This is a genomic window from Chryseosolibacter indicum, from assembly GCF_018598585.1.
In the GTDB taxonomy this organism is placed as follows: Bacteria; Bacteroidota; Bacteroidia; order Cytophagales; family Cyclobacteriaceae; genus Chryseosolibacter; species Chryseosolibacter indicus.
The window spans coordinates 284-15,922 of the sequence record NZ_JAHESD010000090.1 but is presented as its reverse complement, the minus strand read 5'-3'; the positions used below and the strand labels follow the sequence as shown (position 1 = coordinate 15,922).

Annotated in this window: 18 protein-coding genes; 12 read left to right on the top strand and 6 right to left on the bottom strand. The window is 41.2% G+C overall.

What is annotated here, in order from left to right:
- The first annotated feature begins 302 nt into the window (after nucleotides 1-302).
- From KK060_RS23060 to KK060_RS23030, 7 genes are all read left to right on the top strand, one after another.
- The gene (locus KK060_RS23060; protein ID WP_254157326.1) at nucleotides 303-866 is read left to right on the top strand and encodes a dihydrofolate reductase family protein; all 564 of its coding nucleotides are present in this window, start codon (nucleotides 303-305) and stop codon (nucleotides 864-866) included.
- Nucleotides 867-987: 121 nt separating this feature from the next.
- Entirely contained in the window at nucleotides 988-1,656 is a 669-nt protein-coding gene (locus KK060_RS23055) for a Type 1 glutamine amidotransferase-like domain-containing protein (protein ID WP_254157324.1), read from the top strand.
- A gap of 529 nt (nucleotides 1,657-2,185) precedes the next feature.
- A complete protein-coding gene (locus tag KK060_RS23050; protein WP_254157322.1) occupies nucleotides 2,186-2,701 on the top strand; it encodes an RNA polymerase sigma factor in 516 nt (171 codons plus the stop codon).
- A gap of 2 nt (nucleotides 2,702-2,703) precedes the next feature.
- The gene (locus KK060_RS23045; RefSeq protein WP_254157320.1) at nucleotides 2,704-3,336 is read left to right on the top strand and encodes a hypothetical protein; all 633 of its coding nucleotides are present in this window, start codon (nucleotides 2,704-2,706) and stop codon (nucleotides 3,334-3,336) included.
- A 61-nt stretch (nucleotides 3,337-3,397) separates the two neighbouring features.
- Complete coding sequence (locus tag KK060_RS23040; protein ID WP_254157318.1) at nucleotides 3,398-4,315, top strand: TraB/GumN family protein; 918 nt, start codon at nucleotides 3,398-3,400, stop codon at nucleotides 4,313-4,315.
- A gap of 212 nt (nucleotides 4,316-4,527) precedes the next feature.
- Nucleotides 4,528-5,763, top strand: a complete 1,236-nt coding sequence (locus KK060_RS23035; protein ID WP_254157315.1) for a hypothetical protein — start codon at nucleotides 4,528-4,530, stop codon at nucleotides 5,761-5,763.
- A 195-nt stretch (nucleotides 5,764-5,958) separates the two neighbouring features.
- Nucleotides 5,959-6,513 (top strand): dihydrofolate reductase family protein, encoded by a 555-nt coding sequence (locus KK060_RS23030; RefSeq protein WP_254157313.1) that lies wholly within the window; start codon nucleotides 5,959-5,961, stop codon nucleotides 6,511-6,513.
- Between the two features lie 245 nt (nucleotides 6,514-6,758).
- Here the strand turns inward: KK060_RS23030 and KK060_RS23025 are convergent, their stop codons facing one another.
- The gene (locus KK060_RS23025) at nucleotides 6,759-7,094 is read right to left on the bottom strand and encodes a VOC family protein (RefSeq protein WP_254157311.1); all 336 of its coding nucleotides are present in this window, start codon (nucleotides 7,092-7,094) and stop codon (nucleotides 6,759-6,761) included.
- A 313-nt stretch (nucleotides 7,095-7,407) separates the two neighbouring features.
- Between KK060_RS23025 and KK060_RS25305 the strand changes: the two genes are divergently transcribed.
- Complete coding sequence (locus tag KK060_RS25305) at nucleotides 7,408-7,791, top strand: transposase (RefSeq protein WP_367397536.1); 384 nt, start codon at nucleotides 7,408-7,410, stop codon at nucleotides 7,789-7,791.
- Nucleotides 7,792-8,334: 543 nt separating this feature from the next.
- On the opposite strand, the gene KK060_RS23015 is transcribed toward KK060_RS25305, so the two are convergent.
- The 5 genes from KK060_RS23015 to KK060_RS22995 form a co-directional block, all read right to left on the bottom strand.
- Nucleotides 8,335-9,255 carry a helix-turn-helix domain-containing protein gene (locus KK060_RS23015; protein ID WP_254157309.1) on the bottom strand — a complete coding sequence of 307 codons (921 nt, stop codon included), beginning with the start codon at nucleotides 9,253-9,255 and terminating at the stop codon, nucleotides 8,335-8,337.
- A 54-nt stretch (nucleotides 9,256-9,309) separates the two neighbouring features.
- Entirely contained in the window at nucleotides 9,310-10,251 is a 942-nt protein-coding gene (locus KK060_RS23010; RefSeq protein ID WP_254157307.1) for an SDR family NAD(P)-dependent oxidoreductase, read from the bottom strand.
- Nucleotides 10,252-10,314: 63 nt separating this feature from the next.
- Nucleotides 10,315-10,719: a VOC family protein gene (locus KK060_RS23005; RefSeq protein ID WP_254157305.1), complete on the bottom strand. Its 405-nt coding sequence runs from the start codon at nucleotides 10,717-10,719 to the stop codon at nucleotides 10,315-10,317.
- Between the two features lie 61 nt (nucleotides 10,720-10,780).
- On the bottom strand, nucleotides 10,781-11,128 hold the full coding sequence (locus tag KK060_RS23000; RefSeq protein ID WP_254157302.1) for a nuclear transport factor 2 family protein: 348 nt from the start codon (nucleotides 11,126-11,128) through the stop codon (nucleotides 10,781-10,783).
- Between the two features lie 1,166 nt (nucleotides 11,129-12,294).
- Entirely contained in the window at nucleotides 12,295-12,627 is a 333-nt protein-coding gene (locus KK060_RS22995; RefSeq protein WP_254157300.1) for a hypothetical protein, read from the bottom strand.
- 163 nt (nucleotides 12,628-12,790) lie between these two features.
- Between KK060_RS22995 and KK060_RS22990 the strand changes: the two genes are divergently transcribed.
- From KK060_RS22990 to KK060_RS22975, 4 genes are all read left to right on the top strand, one after another.
- Complete coding sequence (locus tag KK060_RS22990) at nucleotides 12,791-13,000, top strand: helix-turn-helix transcriptional regulator (RefSeq protein ID WP_254157298.1); 210 nt, start codon at nucleotides 12,791-12,793, stop codon at nucleotides 12,998-13,000.
- A gap of 109 nt (nucleotides 13,001-13,109) precedes the next feature.
- Nucleotides 13,110-14,231, top strand: coding sequence for a tyrosine-type recombinase/integrase (locus KK060_RS22985; protein ID WP_254157296.1), 1,122 nt, complete (start codon nucleotides 13,110-13,112; stop codon nucleotides 14,229-14,231).
- A 46-nt stretch (nucleotides 14,232-14,277) separates the two neighbouring features.
- Nucleotides 14,278-14,895: a hypothetical protein gene (locus KK060_RS22980; protein WP_254157294.1), complete on the top strand. Its 618-nt coding sequence runs from the start codon at nucleotides 14,278-14,280 to the stop codon at nucleotides 14,893-14,895.
- A 115-nt stretch (nucleotides 14,896-15,010) separates the two neighbouring features.
- The gene (locus tag KK060_RS22975) at nucleotides 15,011-15,472 is read left to right on the top strand and encodes a hypothetical protein (RefSeq protein WP_254157292.1); all 462 of its coding nucleotides are present in this window, start codon (nucleotides 15,011-15,013) and stop codon (nucleotides 15,470-15,472) included.
- Nucleotides 15,473-15,639: the final 167 nt, after the last annotated feature.

Sequence of the window (15,639 nt, the reverse complement as noted above, 5' to 3'; positions counted from 1 at the left end):
GCTTATGATTATTTCAATCATTAGGATTTCCCTGCGAAAAGCAATGTCATTTAAGATGGCGTTCACGCAGGGAATTTTTTTCATCTTCAACTAAAGATCATATTGCCGATCATTACACGCTGTTTCTTGCGGGTAATACATTTCGTACGATGCTAACATTTTAATCCTCCTGTCGTTTCCGTACCCAGAGGTACTTCTACATTTTTTTTGCCGCAAATCGCCTCCATGATGTCGCAACTACAACCCAGTATTAACGCTGTGTATGCAGATATTTGTAATAGAAAAAATACAAATACACGTCTATGCGGAAATTAAAACTGCAGGTACAAATGAGTCTTGATGGCTTTGTTGGCGGCCCTAATGGAGAGCTAGACTGGATGTGGATTGGCAAAAGGGACGAATCAATTTTACAAAAAGTGATAGAACTAGCAGACACCTGTGATACTATATTGCTAGGCCGCAAGATGACCTATGGGTTTATTGACTATTGGGAAAATGTTGTTGACACTCAGCCTGAGAGCCATGAGCAGCCTTTAGCAAAACGAATGGTAAGCATGCGTAAGATTGTTTTCACGCGAACAGAAACAGATATGAAAGGCCGGAACCTGGAAGTAGAAAATCGAGAGCTCGTCACAACTGTACAAGCATTGAAGAATGAATCCGGCAAAGATATCATGGTTTATGGTGGTGCTGGTTTCGTAAGTTCGCTCATTAGCGCTAACCTTGTTGACGAGTACTATATTTTCAGGAGACCTGTTGCCATCGGGCATGGACTTCCAATTTTTAAGGATCAAAAGCTTCTGGACCTGGAAAGTTCTTTCGTTTTTAAAAATGGGACAATACTTAATAAGTACGTGCCCGTGTAGACCTCCTTTTTCTACAATGAATTGGATTAATCTCTTTTTCTGCTCATTCTTCAATATCTGCTTCTTCATGGCTAGCGTGCTGAAGCAATTCGCGATATTAATAAAAGAATTAATTTAACTAATGAAACTCCTTCTGACATCTGCCGGCATCAGCAACACAAGTATACACAATGCACTGGTTGAACTTTTAGGGAAACCGATTTCTGAGGCAAGTGCACTTTTCATTCCCACTGCCATATACGGCATACGCAATGGATCCAATATTGTACGACAAGTCATACGCGGATCACTAGGAGACCCGTTCTGCGAGTTGGACTGGAAGTCTTTGGGTATACTGGAGCTTACTGCGCTACCCAGTATTAAACAGGAGCTTTGGGTTCCCATGCTTTTGGAGACCGACGCCTTATTGGTAGGAGGCGGCGACTGCCAGTATTTGTCCTATTGGATGAAGCAGTCTGGCCTGACAGACCTTTTGCCATCACTGCTGCGAAAGACAGTGTACGTGGGTCTGAGCGCCGGGAGTATGATTATGACCAGCTATGGAACAACATATGGGAATCATACGCTTCCATCTGAAACAGACAAATCACTAGGATTACTTGATTTTGCACTGCATCCGCATCTCGATCATCCCTGGTTTCCTGATAACTCGTTAGCGAACCTTGAAAAGCTTGCTGCCACACTATCGGTACCTTCCTATGCCATTGACGACCAGACTGCTATTAAAGTAATTGATGACAATGTTGAAATAGTCTCTGAGGGGAACTGGAAGCTGTTTGATCCGCAATAGGCACTCTCCACGAAATTTTACCAGATGCCTCCTATGTACTTGTTGTAAGTGTTGCAAAGCACTTTTGCTATTCCTTATAATTTCTAGCGCTTAATGGAACTGTCTAAAGGAACTTTCAAATTGAGATGATTAATGAATTCAAGATGAGACAATTAGTACCGGTCCGGCTGACTTCCTCGAAAAGTGCGGAATTTCCAGGCAAAGTGAGCAGGCTGCGGTTAGCGCGGGTAGGGAATTAGTAAATTCGGTGTTCGTGGTGCTTTTTCTTTTGGGCAATCAAAAGAAAAGGATGTAAAGTAAAAATGTGCATAAGAAGTATGATACCTAATGTAGGAGCACGTAGCTTACTTGTGCTTTCCAATTGATATGGTATAATGGCACTGATACTTAATTGATGATATACGCGAACCTCATACCAGTAAACACACAACACTTACACCCAGCTGAAGCCTAAACGCCTGCTTTCCGGCCAATAATTCTTTTTATATTGTTTGTAACATTTTTACCTTTTTTCTACCCATAGTCCAAATTGATCACATTGCCCCAGGGTAACAAAATTACGCAGCAAGAATTTGTTGAATTGGTAGAAAGCAATAAACGGCTCATCTATAAGATCTGCCATGTTTATGCACATACTGCAGAGGATAAAGAGGATCTATACCAGGAGATACTCGTCCAGCTTTGGAGCAGCCTCCCTGCATTCCGACATGAATCTAAATTCACAACATGGATGTATCGCGTTGCGCTAAACACTGCCATTGCTGGCTTAAGAAAGAGAAAAACTACACCCCTACGAACCGAACTTGATGAAAAACATATAGCGCCAGCTGAGCCAGTTTATATGGAGGGTGAACCAAAGGACCCTGTTGCCGAACTCTACGCTGCTATACAACTTCTTACTCCGATTGAAAAAGCTATAGTTACGTTATACCTCGAGGATAAAAGCTATGATGAAATGGAAGATGTATTGGGCATTGCCGGCTCAACGCTTAGGGTTAAAATGACACGTATAAAAGATAAACTTCAAAAATTAACTTCACTGTAGCCATGGAACTGGATGCTTTAAAAAAGACATTGAATACGCTAGCCGATCAAACTTCGGGTGAGGTGTTTTCAAAGGATGTAAGCAAGACCATCGCCCTTCCTTCCGTGGGTAATATCACCAGGATGAAGCGAAATCTGCTTCTGGATTTTTGTACGATCATGGCAGGCATGATTTACCTCGTTATTTTTTATGCTCTTCGATATAGGGGCGCGCTATGGATTTGTGCGCTCTTCTTTATAATTGCATCGATTGCTGTTTCTGTTTTCTTCTTTCGAAAAAGAAAACTATTAAACGACATGCAGCATGCTAGCCTTAGAACTACACATTTTTTTGGGAAACAACTTACTGCACTCAGGAAGTACGTTAGCTGGTATATATTGGGAGGCACCTTGTTTTTACCAGTATCAACGCTGCTGATTTTTCTATTGGCAAATTTTTGTCAGCCTGTACTGCTGGAGAACAAGAACACTATACTCTATTGGTTATCTTCTGGCGCAAGTTGGTGGTTTTCCATTGCTGCCCTTGCTATGCTCACTGCCGGGGCTAATTTCTTTTGCAAGTGGTATGCTTTTAAGCTTTACGGAAGGCACATTGAAAGGTTAAATTGTCTTTTGAAGGAGATGAATGAAAAATAAATTCATCATGTGGTGGTAACAATTTTAAGGATGCGCTACTACTAGTGAAAAATAGTAAACTATGAAACAATTATTCCTGGCGGTCATTACCATTGCTACTGCTGTACAATTAACATCGGCACAAACTCGTGCGAAGAACTCATTGTTGTGGGAGATATCCGGAAACGGGCTAAAACATTCATCCTATATCTTCGGTAGTTTACACCTCATTGATACAACAGAATTTATGTTACCGCATGAGGTATTCCGATTAATGGAAAAATGCAGCAAGCTCGCTGTAGAGATGGACATCACAGATCGTAACCTCCTCTCCCGACTCGATTTTTCACGAGCTACAAAAGGAGAGGAGGGGAAGTCATTAATGTCGGATCTGGATAATACTTACCAAGAAAAACTAGAGAAGATACTTGGCATTGAAAAGAACAATGCCGTTATGATGTTGTTTAAAAATGGCATTGATGATGACATGAATCCGTACTATCTAACAAATATGATAACGGTTGCTGCGCAGATGCGATCAATAAATAACAACTACCCTATGGACCTGGAATTGATAAAGCATGCGAAGCGTGAGAACAAAACCGTAACATCCCTTGAAACTCCTGAGGAACAGATGTTGGGCATATCGGGCAATATGTTAACATGGGAGGAAAAAATGGTAGCGTTGAGAAAAAGCATTGATGAGTATCTGCAAGACAGCCTCTCCTCGAAAAAATTATATGAGGCATACCGAAAGCAAAACCTGGAAGAACTGATTGGCGACCTTCGCGATACTTTTTTTGTACAACGTAATCAGAACATGGTTACTCGAATGACCCCGCTAATAAAAGAAAGCAGTACGTTTGTCGTTATCGGCGCAGCTCACCTTCCTTTTGAAAATGGCGTATTACAACTACTGCGCTACAAGGGATTTACAGTAAGACCAGTGCATATTGATCTTATTCAACCTAAGATAACTGAAAGCAGGTATCTTCATTGATATGCATGGTTGGCATTACCGACTCTTCTTTTTGTCAGGGAATTAGAAAAAGAATAACAACATCATCATCCCGAGAGCGTGTACTTTAGCTGGTCGATGAATCATTTCCGAGGATCGCGTTTCCTTGTAATTTTTACTAAACGGCAATGAGCAACTAGATTCAAAGACAAGTTAATTACAAAATCTTTTCTGCTTGCTTATATTGCACCGTTATGGGCTTAGGCATTTACATTAAATCAGAATTAAATACACCAGTACAATTTTCTGCTATACAAGATTATATTACTGAATACACAATCGGGTTGTTTAAAGACTTCCTTTCATTTAGCAATGATGAAACATCGCTCTATGCTACGCTACATCCTTGCGAGGAGCCGGTAGTGTTCGAGTTGAAGCATAATAATTTAATTTGTTCGGCAAAGACAAACAGTGTCGGTCCGGGGTATCATGCCTACCTGGTTGAGCTTATCGAAAAGCTTGGCGCAGCTCTTGACATCCCATGGAATTGGAATCAAGAAGAAGGGGAAGAGTACTACTCGGATGAAACTGATTATTACAACCATCGCGACTTCAAGCAACTTCAATCTGAAATGCTTAAGTGGCTGCATGCACTCTCTAAAATGTTTATTGAAGAGCGAGACGCTGAGCAATTGATGTTAACAATGCCCCTGGGATATCCACGGTTACAAGGTAAATATTTTGCGATATCACCCATGAGAATATGGACAAGAGAGTTGTTTGAGCAAATTGCAAAATCAAAAATCGAGGACCTGGAATGGGCAGCGCATGAATTCTTTATCTGGTGGAATAAAAAAGACGACGCGTACTTTTATAAGAATACAGCCATTGCATTACTTAACACCGAATGCGGATGGCACTATCCAGCTGACGATAAGGAGGAGAGGGTGTTGTCTAACATTGATAAGTGTTTTGAACGCGCAAGACAATTACATCCTCAAATGGATCTTCCTCTTGAAGATTGGGCCGCAATAAAGAACTTGCTAAACGAAGAAGAAACGGACATCCCCGACACTGAATTCGGTTATAAAAAATATGTGATGACTTTTGATCTGGCTGGCAAATGGATGATTGATTTGCCAGGCAATTTCTATTATACAATAGATGACAATACGGAAGTATACTACGACGACGAAAGAAATATTCGCAACGCTTCGTATGAGAGAAATGATGACCAATCCGACGAAGAGTTCGCTGACACCTTCTTCAATAATAATGATAACGAGGGAACTGAATTTCTCACAAGCGAAACTGCCATAGCTGGGAAGGCAATAATATACTATAACATCGATAAAGAAACAGAAGAAGAGTACTGGGTGTTGCAGGGCGTAAAGGTGAAAGCGAATCAATTTGTACTTTCAACCATTTGTTATCCTGGCGAGGGAGATAAACAATGGGCTATAGAGACGTGGAATTCGATCAGGAGGTAAGCATTAGTAATCGGCGTTGATAAGAATTGTACTTCAAAATTTACATCAATCAATTCAGTAAAGCATGTGCCGGATCATGTAGCAGTCAATCCTGCGGCAAACTAAGGGGTTGATTGCGACAAAAGTTGGCAATAGCTTTACTCCGCATTAAAGTTCATTCGATTTAAAATTGACAATTGATTTAAATATAACAACATGAGAAAAGTAATTGCGGCAATCAATGTAACACTTGATGGGTTTTGTGAGCACACAGCAATTAATCCTGATGATGAGATACATCAACATTACAGTGACCTGTTAGCCAATGCGGGCGTCATCTTATATGGAAGAATAACTTATCTATTAATGGAGTATTGGCCTATGGTAATGAAAAATCCGACGGGGAATAGAGCTACTGATGAGTTTGCAGTAACAATGGATAATATTCCCAAAGTTGTTTTTTCACGAACATTAAAAACTATAGACTGGGAAACCGCAAGGTTGGCGCAACGCGATCTTAAAGAAGAAGTTTTAGACCTTAAGCAACAACCAGGTAAAGACATTTTAGTTGGGAGCCGAAGCCTTATTTTGAGCTTACTCAACCTAAACCTGATTGACGAATTTCAACTTTGTATTCATCCCGTTGTATTGGGTAATGGTTCCGTGCGATTGTTTGAAGGAATAAGCGATAGAATTAATCTTCAGCTTTTAAAGACTAAAACGTTTAGCAGTGGTGCAGTAATACATTACTACAAGCCAGAGGCGAAATGATGTACTCCACCTCCCACAAATAAATGCACAACACTTGCGCCCCGGATCTTGGACAGTTGAGGGGCACAGGAAGAACCTTTGCATTAAGCTTAGCTGGCGCAAGTGCTGTGAGCAGGGCCATGCGTAGCTCACTTGTGCCTAACTGATTAGTGTTGAAATTTCATTTCAATGTATATTCATAGGAATCCTGTTGAGTCGGGGGTTGTACTTCCTAATAGAATGGCACAAGTGACCCAATTGTTATGTTATTGCACCGGCGCCTCACGAAGGCAAATGCCATTGCCATCCGGATCTTTTAACCACGCAAATTTTCCATATGGCGTAACATCAATTTTGCCTACCTCAATACCCTTTGCTTTTATTGCTTCAACTTCTTTTTCAATATTATCAGTTGTGCATATGATACCATGGAAGCCTGCGAGGGAAAGCGTGGTGGGCTGATCCTGGAAGCCAACCTGAATCCAGGGATCTCCATGAATATCCTGCGATTCCGTCACTGTTTTAAAACCCAGTTTCTCGTAAAACTTTTTGGATTCTTTCCTGTCTTTCACAGGCAACATAACAATTTCGATTCCTTTCATAACATGAGCTTTAATTTCTAATAAAGCTATAGTATATGAAGTCCAGAACGAGAGGGCAGAAGCGACAAACTTAAGAGTCAATTGCGACAAATTACGCTTATACGTCTTTGCGGCATGAGTGCATCATTGCGCCTGTTCCGGCTTTAGCTGGCGCAAGTGTTGTGAGTAGGTTGAGCGTAGCTCACTTGTGCCTAATCGATTAGTGTTGAAATTTTTATTCAAATGTATATTGCTTGATCCGCATTTCAACTTTGTTTTGACAACATTCTTATTTTATAAATTTGCCTTAACTTTTATCAACTTAAATCAATCTGTGAGTCGTAAGTATAAAATCAGAGATCAGGATAAACTGTATTTCGTTACATTTACTGTTACATTTACTGTTATTCATTGGTTGGATATCTTTATCAGGAATAAGTATAAAGATATTTTTTTAGACAGTCTTAAGTATTGCCAGAAAAATAAAGGATTGGAGGTTTATGCATACTGCATAATGACCAGCCACATCCATTTGATACTGGGTAGGAATAATGAAGCCGGTCTCGAAGGTATAATCAGGGATATCAAGAAATTCACGGCAAGTACAATTATCAAGGCTATTAAAGCCCATCCTAAGGAGAGTAGGAACGAGTTATTACTTTGGTTGTTTGAACGCGCTGGCAAGATTAATGGTAATAATACCGCGTATCAGTTTTGACAACAGCACAACCATCCCATTGAGTTAAGTACCAATGAAATGATTGATCAAAAGTTGGAGTATATTCAAAGAAATCCTGTAGAGTCGGGTATTGTGCTTTCTCCAGAGCACTATTTATATAGTAGTGCAATAAATTATGCTGGCTTACCAGAGAAGTTAATTGACGTGATCTTAATTTAAGCACAAGTGAACCTCCCACAAGCAAACACACAACACTTGCGCCAGAGGTGTTGATGCAGGCAGAAGCGACAAACTTAAGAGGCAATTACGGCAAAGTTTCGAGTAAGGTTATTGCCTGAACTTACTTTAGCTGGCGCAAGTGTTGCGAGTAGGGCCGAGCGTAGCTCACTTGTGCCCAATCGATTAGTGTTAAAATTTCATTTCAATGTATATTCATAGGAATCCTGTTGAGTCGCGTGTTGTACTTCCTAATAGAAGGGCACAAGTGACCCCACCCACCAGCAACACTGAACACTTGCGCCAGAATTTGGTTTATGACTAAACCAAGGTAACGGAGGTCAGCTCAGTGTACCAGTTCAGCACTCAATTAAACGACCGCCTGAATTCGAGCGGAGACAGTTTGGTTTTGGTTTTAAACAACTTACTGAATGACTGCGGGTGTTCGAAACCCAACGCATACGCTACCTCACTCACGGATAATGTAGTGGTAGAAAGTTTTTCCTTTGCCTTTTCAATCAGTTTATCATGGATGTGCTGTTGTGCACTTTGACCCGTTAATGTTCGAAGCATATCACTTAGATAACTTGGTGACATATTCAGGTTTTCAGCAAGATACTGAACCGTGGGGATACCTTTGTTTAACGATTCCTCATTATTAAAATAATTTGTCAGCAGGTCTTCCAGGTTTTGCAGAAGATCGTGATTGACCGTTTTGCGGGTAATAAACTGGCGCTTATAGAAGCGGTTGGCGTAAGTCAGCAACAGCTCAATTTGCGATATCATCACATCGTGGCTGAAGTCGTCTATTCTCGCATTTAATTCTTCTTCCATGATGCGGAAAATAGATATGATGGTTGCTTTCTCATTTTCAGAAAGGTGTAGTGTTTCGTTAGCTGTATAGGAGAAGAATCCATACTGCGTAATCTTTTTAGCGATGGGATAACCCAGGAAGAAATCAGGGTGAATAAGCAAGGTGTATTCAGAGCATACAGCTCCGCCGTTTTCTCCGCCACCCATTATTTGACCCGGCGCAGCAAACAACAACCCGCCTTCATCGAAATCGTAATAACTCTGGCCATATTTCAACTTACCACCAAGTTTAGGCTTATAAGAAATCTTATAAAATCCCAATACATGAGGATGCTCAGGTTGGGGCAGTTCAGACCACGAAGGTGCACCGTTAATTAAACTTATTAATGGATGCTTTGGTTGAGGAAGTCCAAATGCCCGGTGTGCATCAGAAAGTGTTTCGAATTTAAGCGGACTTTTATCGTTTCTTTTCATCGCAAAATAAATTTAAGCATAACCGGTAAACATTAATACCGGTTATGTTAGTTCTTACTGAAGTACCGCGCCTTGCGCTGAACTTGAAACAGCGTCCCACTTTTCCCAAAGGGCCAGACGTTCTTCATAAGCTGCACGTACCAACGGCAGATTGTGGCTACCTAAATGGAATCGCAGGGGTGGGTTTTCAGCGTCTACGACCTGGAAGAGCGCTTGTGGTGTGGCATTAGGATCCCCCTTTTCCATATTTTTCAATTGTTCGAAAAATTGTGTTTTAAATGCCGAGTAGATTTCCATACCCTCCGCCATTTTCCCGGATTCAGGACCACCAAATTCCGTGGCATAAGCACCAGGCTCTATCATAGTGACTTTAATGTCAAAATCTTTTACTTCCATGGCCAGGGCCTCATGAATGGCCTCAAATGCCCATTTTGATGAGCAGTAGTATCCAATTACGGGAAATGTAATATGACCAACATTGCTTGAGGTTCCCACTATATGTCCACCTCCCTGCTTTCTAAGTAGGGGTAATGCAGCTTTAATAACATTAAGTGTTCCGAAAATATTGGTTTCATACATTGCCTTTACATCGTCTGTGCTGGCCTCTTCAATAGTACCGAGGAGCGGATAACCCGCATTGTTCAGTACGATGTCAAGCCTTCCGAAGTAGGCGTGTGCCTCATTTATAGCCGTTTTTGCCTGCTCACGTTTAGTTACATCCAGTTCGAGTGTTATTACATTTTTACCATACTTTTCTTTGAGTGCCGATAAGCTGTTAACATTGCGTGCAGTCGTCGCAACTCTGTCGCCACGTTCAAGAGCAGCCTCTGCCCAGATCCGTCCAAAACCACGGGAAGCCCCCGTAATAAACCAGGTTTTACTATTCAATTCATTTTTCATGTGCTTGATCTTTGAATTATTGATGAAACAAAGATCAGGAGCCGGAACACGCCGCACGTAGCCTAAATGAGGACTTTTGTAGTCTAATCGAAACAAGCCGTTTTAGCGAGATTATACCTCGTAAATATCCAGGGAAGATAGCAGGTTGCAATGGTTTTTCTACTGCGGTATTTTTTTCTGTATCTGCCAATAATGTCCAAAAGGGTCTTTGAACATTCCCTGCCTGTAACCATACTCGTAGTCCCTGGGAGCGTTGACCTGCGTTGCCCCAGCCTTAATGGCTTTTTGCATTACCTCATCCACGTCGGGCACAAACAAACCGATCACTGCAGTAACTCCTTTTGCGCTGATTGGTTCAAGCGAACCGGCTGAGTGACGCATTGTTTCGTGCACATGAAAAATGGCACCGTCAATATTTAATTCTGCAACATGAATGCTGCCGTCATCATTACGAAAACAAAAATGTTCTACTGCCCCGAAGTTTTTGTAAAAACCAATATCAAATGTCTTATTGGGAATATGCAATTCAGGCGCAAAATGTGTTGTGCCATCTTTTGTTGTCATACGTGTTTTGTTTAGTTGGGTCTGTTATTCTAAGGGATTTGGTTCTACAGAATTAATGTGCTCAGGTTTTGATAACGAAAGCACGTAACTCAACAATCTTTTCGTTTTGAAAACGCCATACATCGCAATAGGCAAAACGTGCATCTTTTCCCTCGCCATCTTTCATGATTACCTCACCTACAGCGGTAAGGTAATCACCCTCAGCGATTAGATGGTCAACTGTAACCTTAGGCGGTACCACGTACGTTGTTGCCATCCATTGCCGCACAGCTTCCTTTCCTTTAAGAGTCTTATCACCTACAAACGTCCATATCGTGTCGTCGGTGCATAACGATAGAAATCCTTCATGGTTTCCTTCAGCTATTGCTGCGTTGCCTTTTAAAAGTATTGCTTTATGTTTTTCTGACATATAGAAATTGTTCATTTAAAATTATGCCTGATTAAGTTCAAATATATTACAGATGAGCAACGCACTGTTATGATTTTGAATGATTCTTCGTTAATGGCTAGATCTTTTATTGAATTTGAATGGTTCTGGTGCTGGGTGTTGGGTACTTGATGCGCAATTCTGGTCGTGGCTTCGGTGGGGTTTCGTTCAGGCTTCGTTCACGTTTTATTAGAACTGCAACATTGGAGTATGTTTGCTCCATTGCCAACTTCCAGACCTGTTTTGAAAGACCCTTCAGCGATTTGCATGTACTCCTTATGTCCAGCGCAATTTGTGCTACCGCCGCGCAAGTGGAACTACGCTTCCCAATCTTTCTATAGCGTAAAAGACATTCACCTTTAGTTTCCACGTACCCAGGATCACGACAATAAAATGCTGCATCTGCATGCCGCCGAGTAAATCATCTCCAACCATGAGAATGGACTCCTTGTTTCCTTGCAGTGTTGCTGGGGAGTAGCCTTAGTGTTTGTTTCATAGAAAACCTTTTTTATGGAACAAACACTCATGCCAGACCGGCTTTATCTAGAGAAGCATGGGAGAACAATGGACTAACATGGGGCTTAGACGAGACACCATCTGGACGGTATGGGAGAACAATGGGAGATCATCTATATAACATCTGCAACCCATCTGGACAACATCGATGCCACTCTACAGGGACACTGAAGCCAGAGCGGAGCACCTGATGCCTGTTTAGGTCCATTACTCCCATCAGCGTCATCGGTTACCGGGACTATATACTCGCACAAATTAAGTACCTCCGTCATTCCGAAACTACAACCTTGTATAGTGCGTTGAGATATATTTGAGGAATCCCGTTTCCTGCGATCTTTAATAGAAAGACGCACAGCACGCACGGACCAAGTAAGCTATCCAAGCGATACCTCGCAGCAAAGTTCGGCGCAATAATTAATGCATGCAGGCTCGGTATGACGTACTCGATGTGGTTTCATCTGCTCGCTTTAGGACGTCATTTATTTATTGATGGGCGTTTTTATCTGGGCGTGCCCTCCGCCGCTAACACACAAGGCCAGCTCAGGTCGGGTTTACCTGCCGAAGCATTGCGTAGGCAGGCTTTTTCTACTTGCCAGTCATCGCGCCAGGCCACTTAGCTTTCGGAGCGTGCCTCAATTTGATTTTCTTTTCGACACCAGCTCCATATAGATTTTATAGGCTTCCCTGATCGGCGCATCATTCTTGTACGTTACGTTATCGCATTCGCGCTCTAATAATTGAAAATAAAAGTCGTAGAGTTCGTTAGGGCGGTCATCAAATCCGATAAAAGAAAAAACAACATCGCAGAAATCGGCGACACAAAAACATGCATCGCAGCCAATGGTGGTAAGTGCATTCATAAGTTTCCTGCTTTTCAAATCTGCCGCAATCAGGTAGACGGGAAGCTGAATTTCTGCATCCTCCGGAATGCCGTACAGATCCAGATTGAGATAATTGAGGTTCATGGGTGAAATTTTTTTAAGAGGCCATAGAAATATATTCTTTGCTGAAATAAACTAAAAAAATGTTTTAATAAACATTTTACGTTAATTAAAACACTAATATTATATATTTAATATTGAAATTCAAGTTCTTACGCATTTTTATATTTGTTGGTAGCTAACATAAATGATGAGTAAAAAGGCGTATAACCGGATAAAGGCAGTTCTGGCAGAGGAGCATAAGACAAATAAAGATTTGGCTAAGATGTTAGGAGTTGCAGATCAAACCGTTTCCCGTTGGTGCACCAATGCAGGGCAGCCTTCCCTTGAGATGCTGTACCAAATAGCCAAAGTGCTAAAGCGGGATGTGAGGGATTTTTTAGTGCCTAATAAGTGAGGTCGTCCTGATTTCAATATACCCGTTTATACCCGTGTATACCCGTGTATAAACGGAAATACACGGGTAGCAAACGACTACTGTTACGCTGCGTGACGTAATTACAACTATGAACATCACGCTGTCTTCACTGTTACACCGGGGAAAGATGTGCATAGCTATTATTGGAAAGCTCTCATCTGAAGTGCATAGACTTGTAAAGCGCTTTCCAGGTATTACCTATTCACAAACTCATAAATGCTATTACGTACTTTATTCTCCCGAAACGCTTGATGCGTTACATAGCATACTTGCAGCAGTTGTAAAGGTAGACTTGCGCTGGGAAAAACCAGAAAATAACGTAACGTGCATGAAATACCAGGAAGATGTAGTGGTTGTTCCACTGGCCTATAAGGAGATGCTGATTAAAATGAGATATAGTGAAGCTACGCTTGAGAATTATCTCGTGCAATTCCGTTTTTTCCTAACGTTTATTTATCCTCGAACAGCAGCGGAGGCTTCCGAGCAGGACGTGCATGACTATTTGCTTTACCTGGTGAAAGATCGTAGGGTAAGCTTATCAACGCAAAACCAAGCCATCAATGCAATTAAATTTTACCTTGAGCATGTTAAAAAAGGTGAAAGGAAGGTGTACTACATTGAGCGTCCAAGAAAAGAATGGAAGCTTCCCACAGTCTTGAGTGAAGAAGAGATGAAAGGATTGCTGGAAAACACAACGAACCTAAAACATCGCTGTATGCTTCTATTGCTTTACGCGTCGGGTTTACGCATCAGTGAACTGTTGAGCCTGCGTTGGAAGGATGTTGACCGCGACCGAAGGATTATCAACGTAAGGTGTGGTAAAGGAAGAAAAGACCGGATCACACTTCTGTCCGCTATTGCATATGACTATCTTGTGGAATACATAGATATGTTTGCTCCGAAGGAATGGCTTTTTGAAGGCATTTATGGGCGATACAGTGCGCGAAGTGTAAATAATATTATAAAAAAGAGTTGTGCGAAAGCCAATATTAATAAACAGGTGAGTGCCCATACTCTAAGACACAGCTTCGCAACTCATTTATTGGAGCATGGAACAGATTTAAGATATATTCAAACGCTGTTAGGTCATGAAAGTTCGAGAACAACAGAACGGTACACACACGTAACGCGAAAAGGTTTTGATCAGCTAGTTAGCCCATTGGATAGAATAGGCAAAAATCTTAACTTAACCACCAATAAGGGGATATAAGCCATATGGCTTATATCAGGATGTTGGCGGCAATGGCTCTAGTGACATGACGAGTTTCAAATCATTTATACTTCTGACTTTTATTTCAATTCAGGCAATTGGACAAGGATTAGACTCATTGACAAAAGACAATTGGATTGAAAAACAATTGGGTATTGTGGACATGCCGAGCTCTGACAACGAAGTAAACTTGAGAATCTTTCTTGACAGGGGAATCACAAACGGTGGACATGTACTTCGTATAGTCAAAAGTAGTGACGGATGGACTGGAACAAAATATGACTACCTTTTGAAAATGAAGAAGGGACAGGTTACGGAGAAGATTGCAAAGACGACCAGGACAGAATTAAAATCAAATAATTGGGATTCACTGTGGGCTAAATTGGAGGCGCTCAACATCATGACACTTCCAAGTCAAGACGACATAAAGGACAAATTGAGAAAAGAAGTGACAACCAAGAGAGGTAAGGGGTATGAAGTCATGGTTGTGACAGATGGATCAGGTTATAATCTCAAGCTAAAAAGACTAGACAAAATTGTTCAGTTTTCGTTTCATGAACCTTGGACTTATTCACAAAAGTATCCGGACGTTGAAGAAGTTAGAAAGTACAGTGACATTATCTCAACACTCGAAAAGGAGTTTCAAATTAAGTTTCGACAATGAGCCACAGCCGCCAACAAAAGCTATAAGTCATGGCGGCACTTTGGATGATTAATTTTTATATTTCGGTGTGCCGCCACGCCTTATAGCTAGACGTTGTGCGTAATGCAATGGACAAATGAGATTTCAAATAGAAGACACGGACATTGAATTGACAAAAGAAGGTCAAGCCGTTCGACTTAAGACCTCGACTGACAATCTACTACTGACTAATCAGACTTTTGAAGAGACCGAGGACGTTGTTAAACGAAATTTCCTCGTAGTTAAGGAATTCTATCAAAAAAGAGCAGGTGGGACAATTAAGATAGAGGACTTAAATAGAGCTTGCCTTAAGATTGTTTTCCGATTCTTTTACATGCATAATATGTGGAGAAGTGAAGGCAAAAGACTTAAAAATAAGAAGCTGGAATTTCTAAAGGAGGACTTAGAACATCCATACTCATTTGACGACATCATTGAAGTCTTTAAAGGGAAATATCCACAGGACTACTCGGACAAATGTGAAGTGCTTATGAATATGACCACCGACAATTTTAAGAAGTACGAAAAGAATCGACAGGACTTTTTTAATATGTGGTGATATTGCACAACGCACAACAAAATGTATAATCCATGGCGCTGATAAGGAGGACATTTTTTTATTTTTCTCAGCGCCACGGCTTATACATAAACGTTGTGCGTAATGCAATGGACAAATGAGATTTCAAATAGAAGACACGGACATTGAATTGACAAAAGAAGGTCAAG

Bases quoted from the DNA above. Each gene is read 5' to 3' on its own strand.
- KK060_RS23060 (WP_254157326.1), top strand. From the start codon at position 303: ATGCGGAAATTAAAACTGCAGGTACAAATGAGTCTTGATGGCTTTGTT.
- KK060_RS23055 (WP_254157324.1), top strand. From the start codon at position 988: ATGAAACTCCTTCTGACATCTGCCGGCATCAGCAACACAAGTATACAC.
- KK060_RS23045 (WP_254157320.1), top strand. From the start codon at position 2,704: ATGGAACTGGATGCTTTAAAAAAGACATTGAATACGCTAGCCGATCAA.
- KK060_RS23040 (WP_254157318.1), top strand. From the start codon at position 3,398: ATGAAACAATTATTCCTGGCGGTCATTACCATTGCTACTGCTGTACAA.
- KK060_RS23035 (WP_254157315.1), top strand. From the start codon at position 4,528: ATGGGCTTAGGCATTTACATTAAATCAGAATTAAATACACCAGTACAA.
- KK060_RS23030 (WP_254157313.1), top strand. From the start codon at position 5,959: ATGAGAAAAGTAATTGCGGCAATCAATGTAACACTTGATGGGTTTTGT.
- KK060_RS23025 (WP_254157311.1), bottom strand. From the start codon at position 7,094: ATGAAAGGAATCGAAATTGTTATGTTGCCTGTGAAAGACAGGAAAGAA.
- KK060_RS23015 (WP_254157309.1), bottom strand. From the start codon at position 9,255: ATGAAAAGAAACGATAAAAGTCCGCTTAAATTCGAAACACTTTCTGAT.
- KK060_RS23005 (WP_254157305.1), bottom strand. From the start codon at position 10,719: ATGACAACAAAAGATGGCACAACACATTTTGCGCCTGAATTGCATATT.
- KK060_RS23000 (WP_254157302.1), bottom strand. From the start codon at position 11,128: ATGTCAGAAAAACATAAAGCAATACTTTTAAAAGGCAACGCAGCAATA.
- KK060_RS22995 (WP_254157300.1), bottom strand. From the start codon at position 12,627: ATGAACCTCAATTATCTCAATCTGGATCTGTACGGCATTCCGGAGGAT.
- KK060_RS22990 (WP_254157298.1), top strand. From the start codon at position 12,791: ATGATGAGTAAAAAGGCGTATAACCGGATAAAGGCAGTTCTGGCAGAG.
- KK060_RS22985 (WP_254157296.1), top strand. From the start codon at position 13,110: ATGAACATCACGCTGTCTTCACTGTTACACCGGGGAAAGATGTGCATA.
- KK060_RS22980 (WP_254157294.1), top strand. From the start codon at position 14,278: ATGACGAGTTTCAAATCATTTATACTTCTGACTTTTATTTCAATTCAG.
- KK060_RS22975 (WP_254157292.1), top strand. From the start codon at position 15,011: ATGAGATTTCAAATAGAAGACACGGACATTGAATTGACAAAAGAAGGT.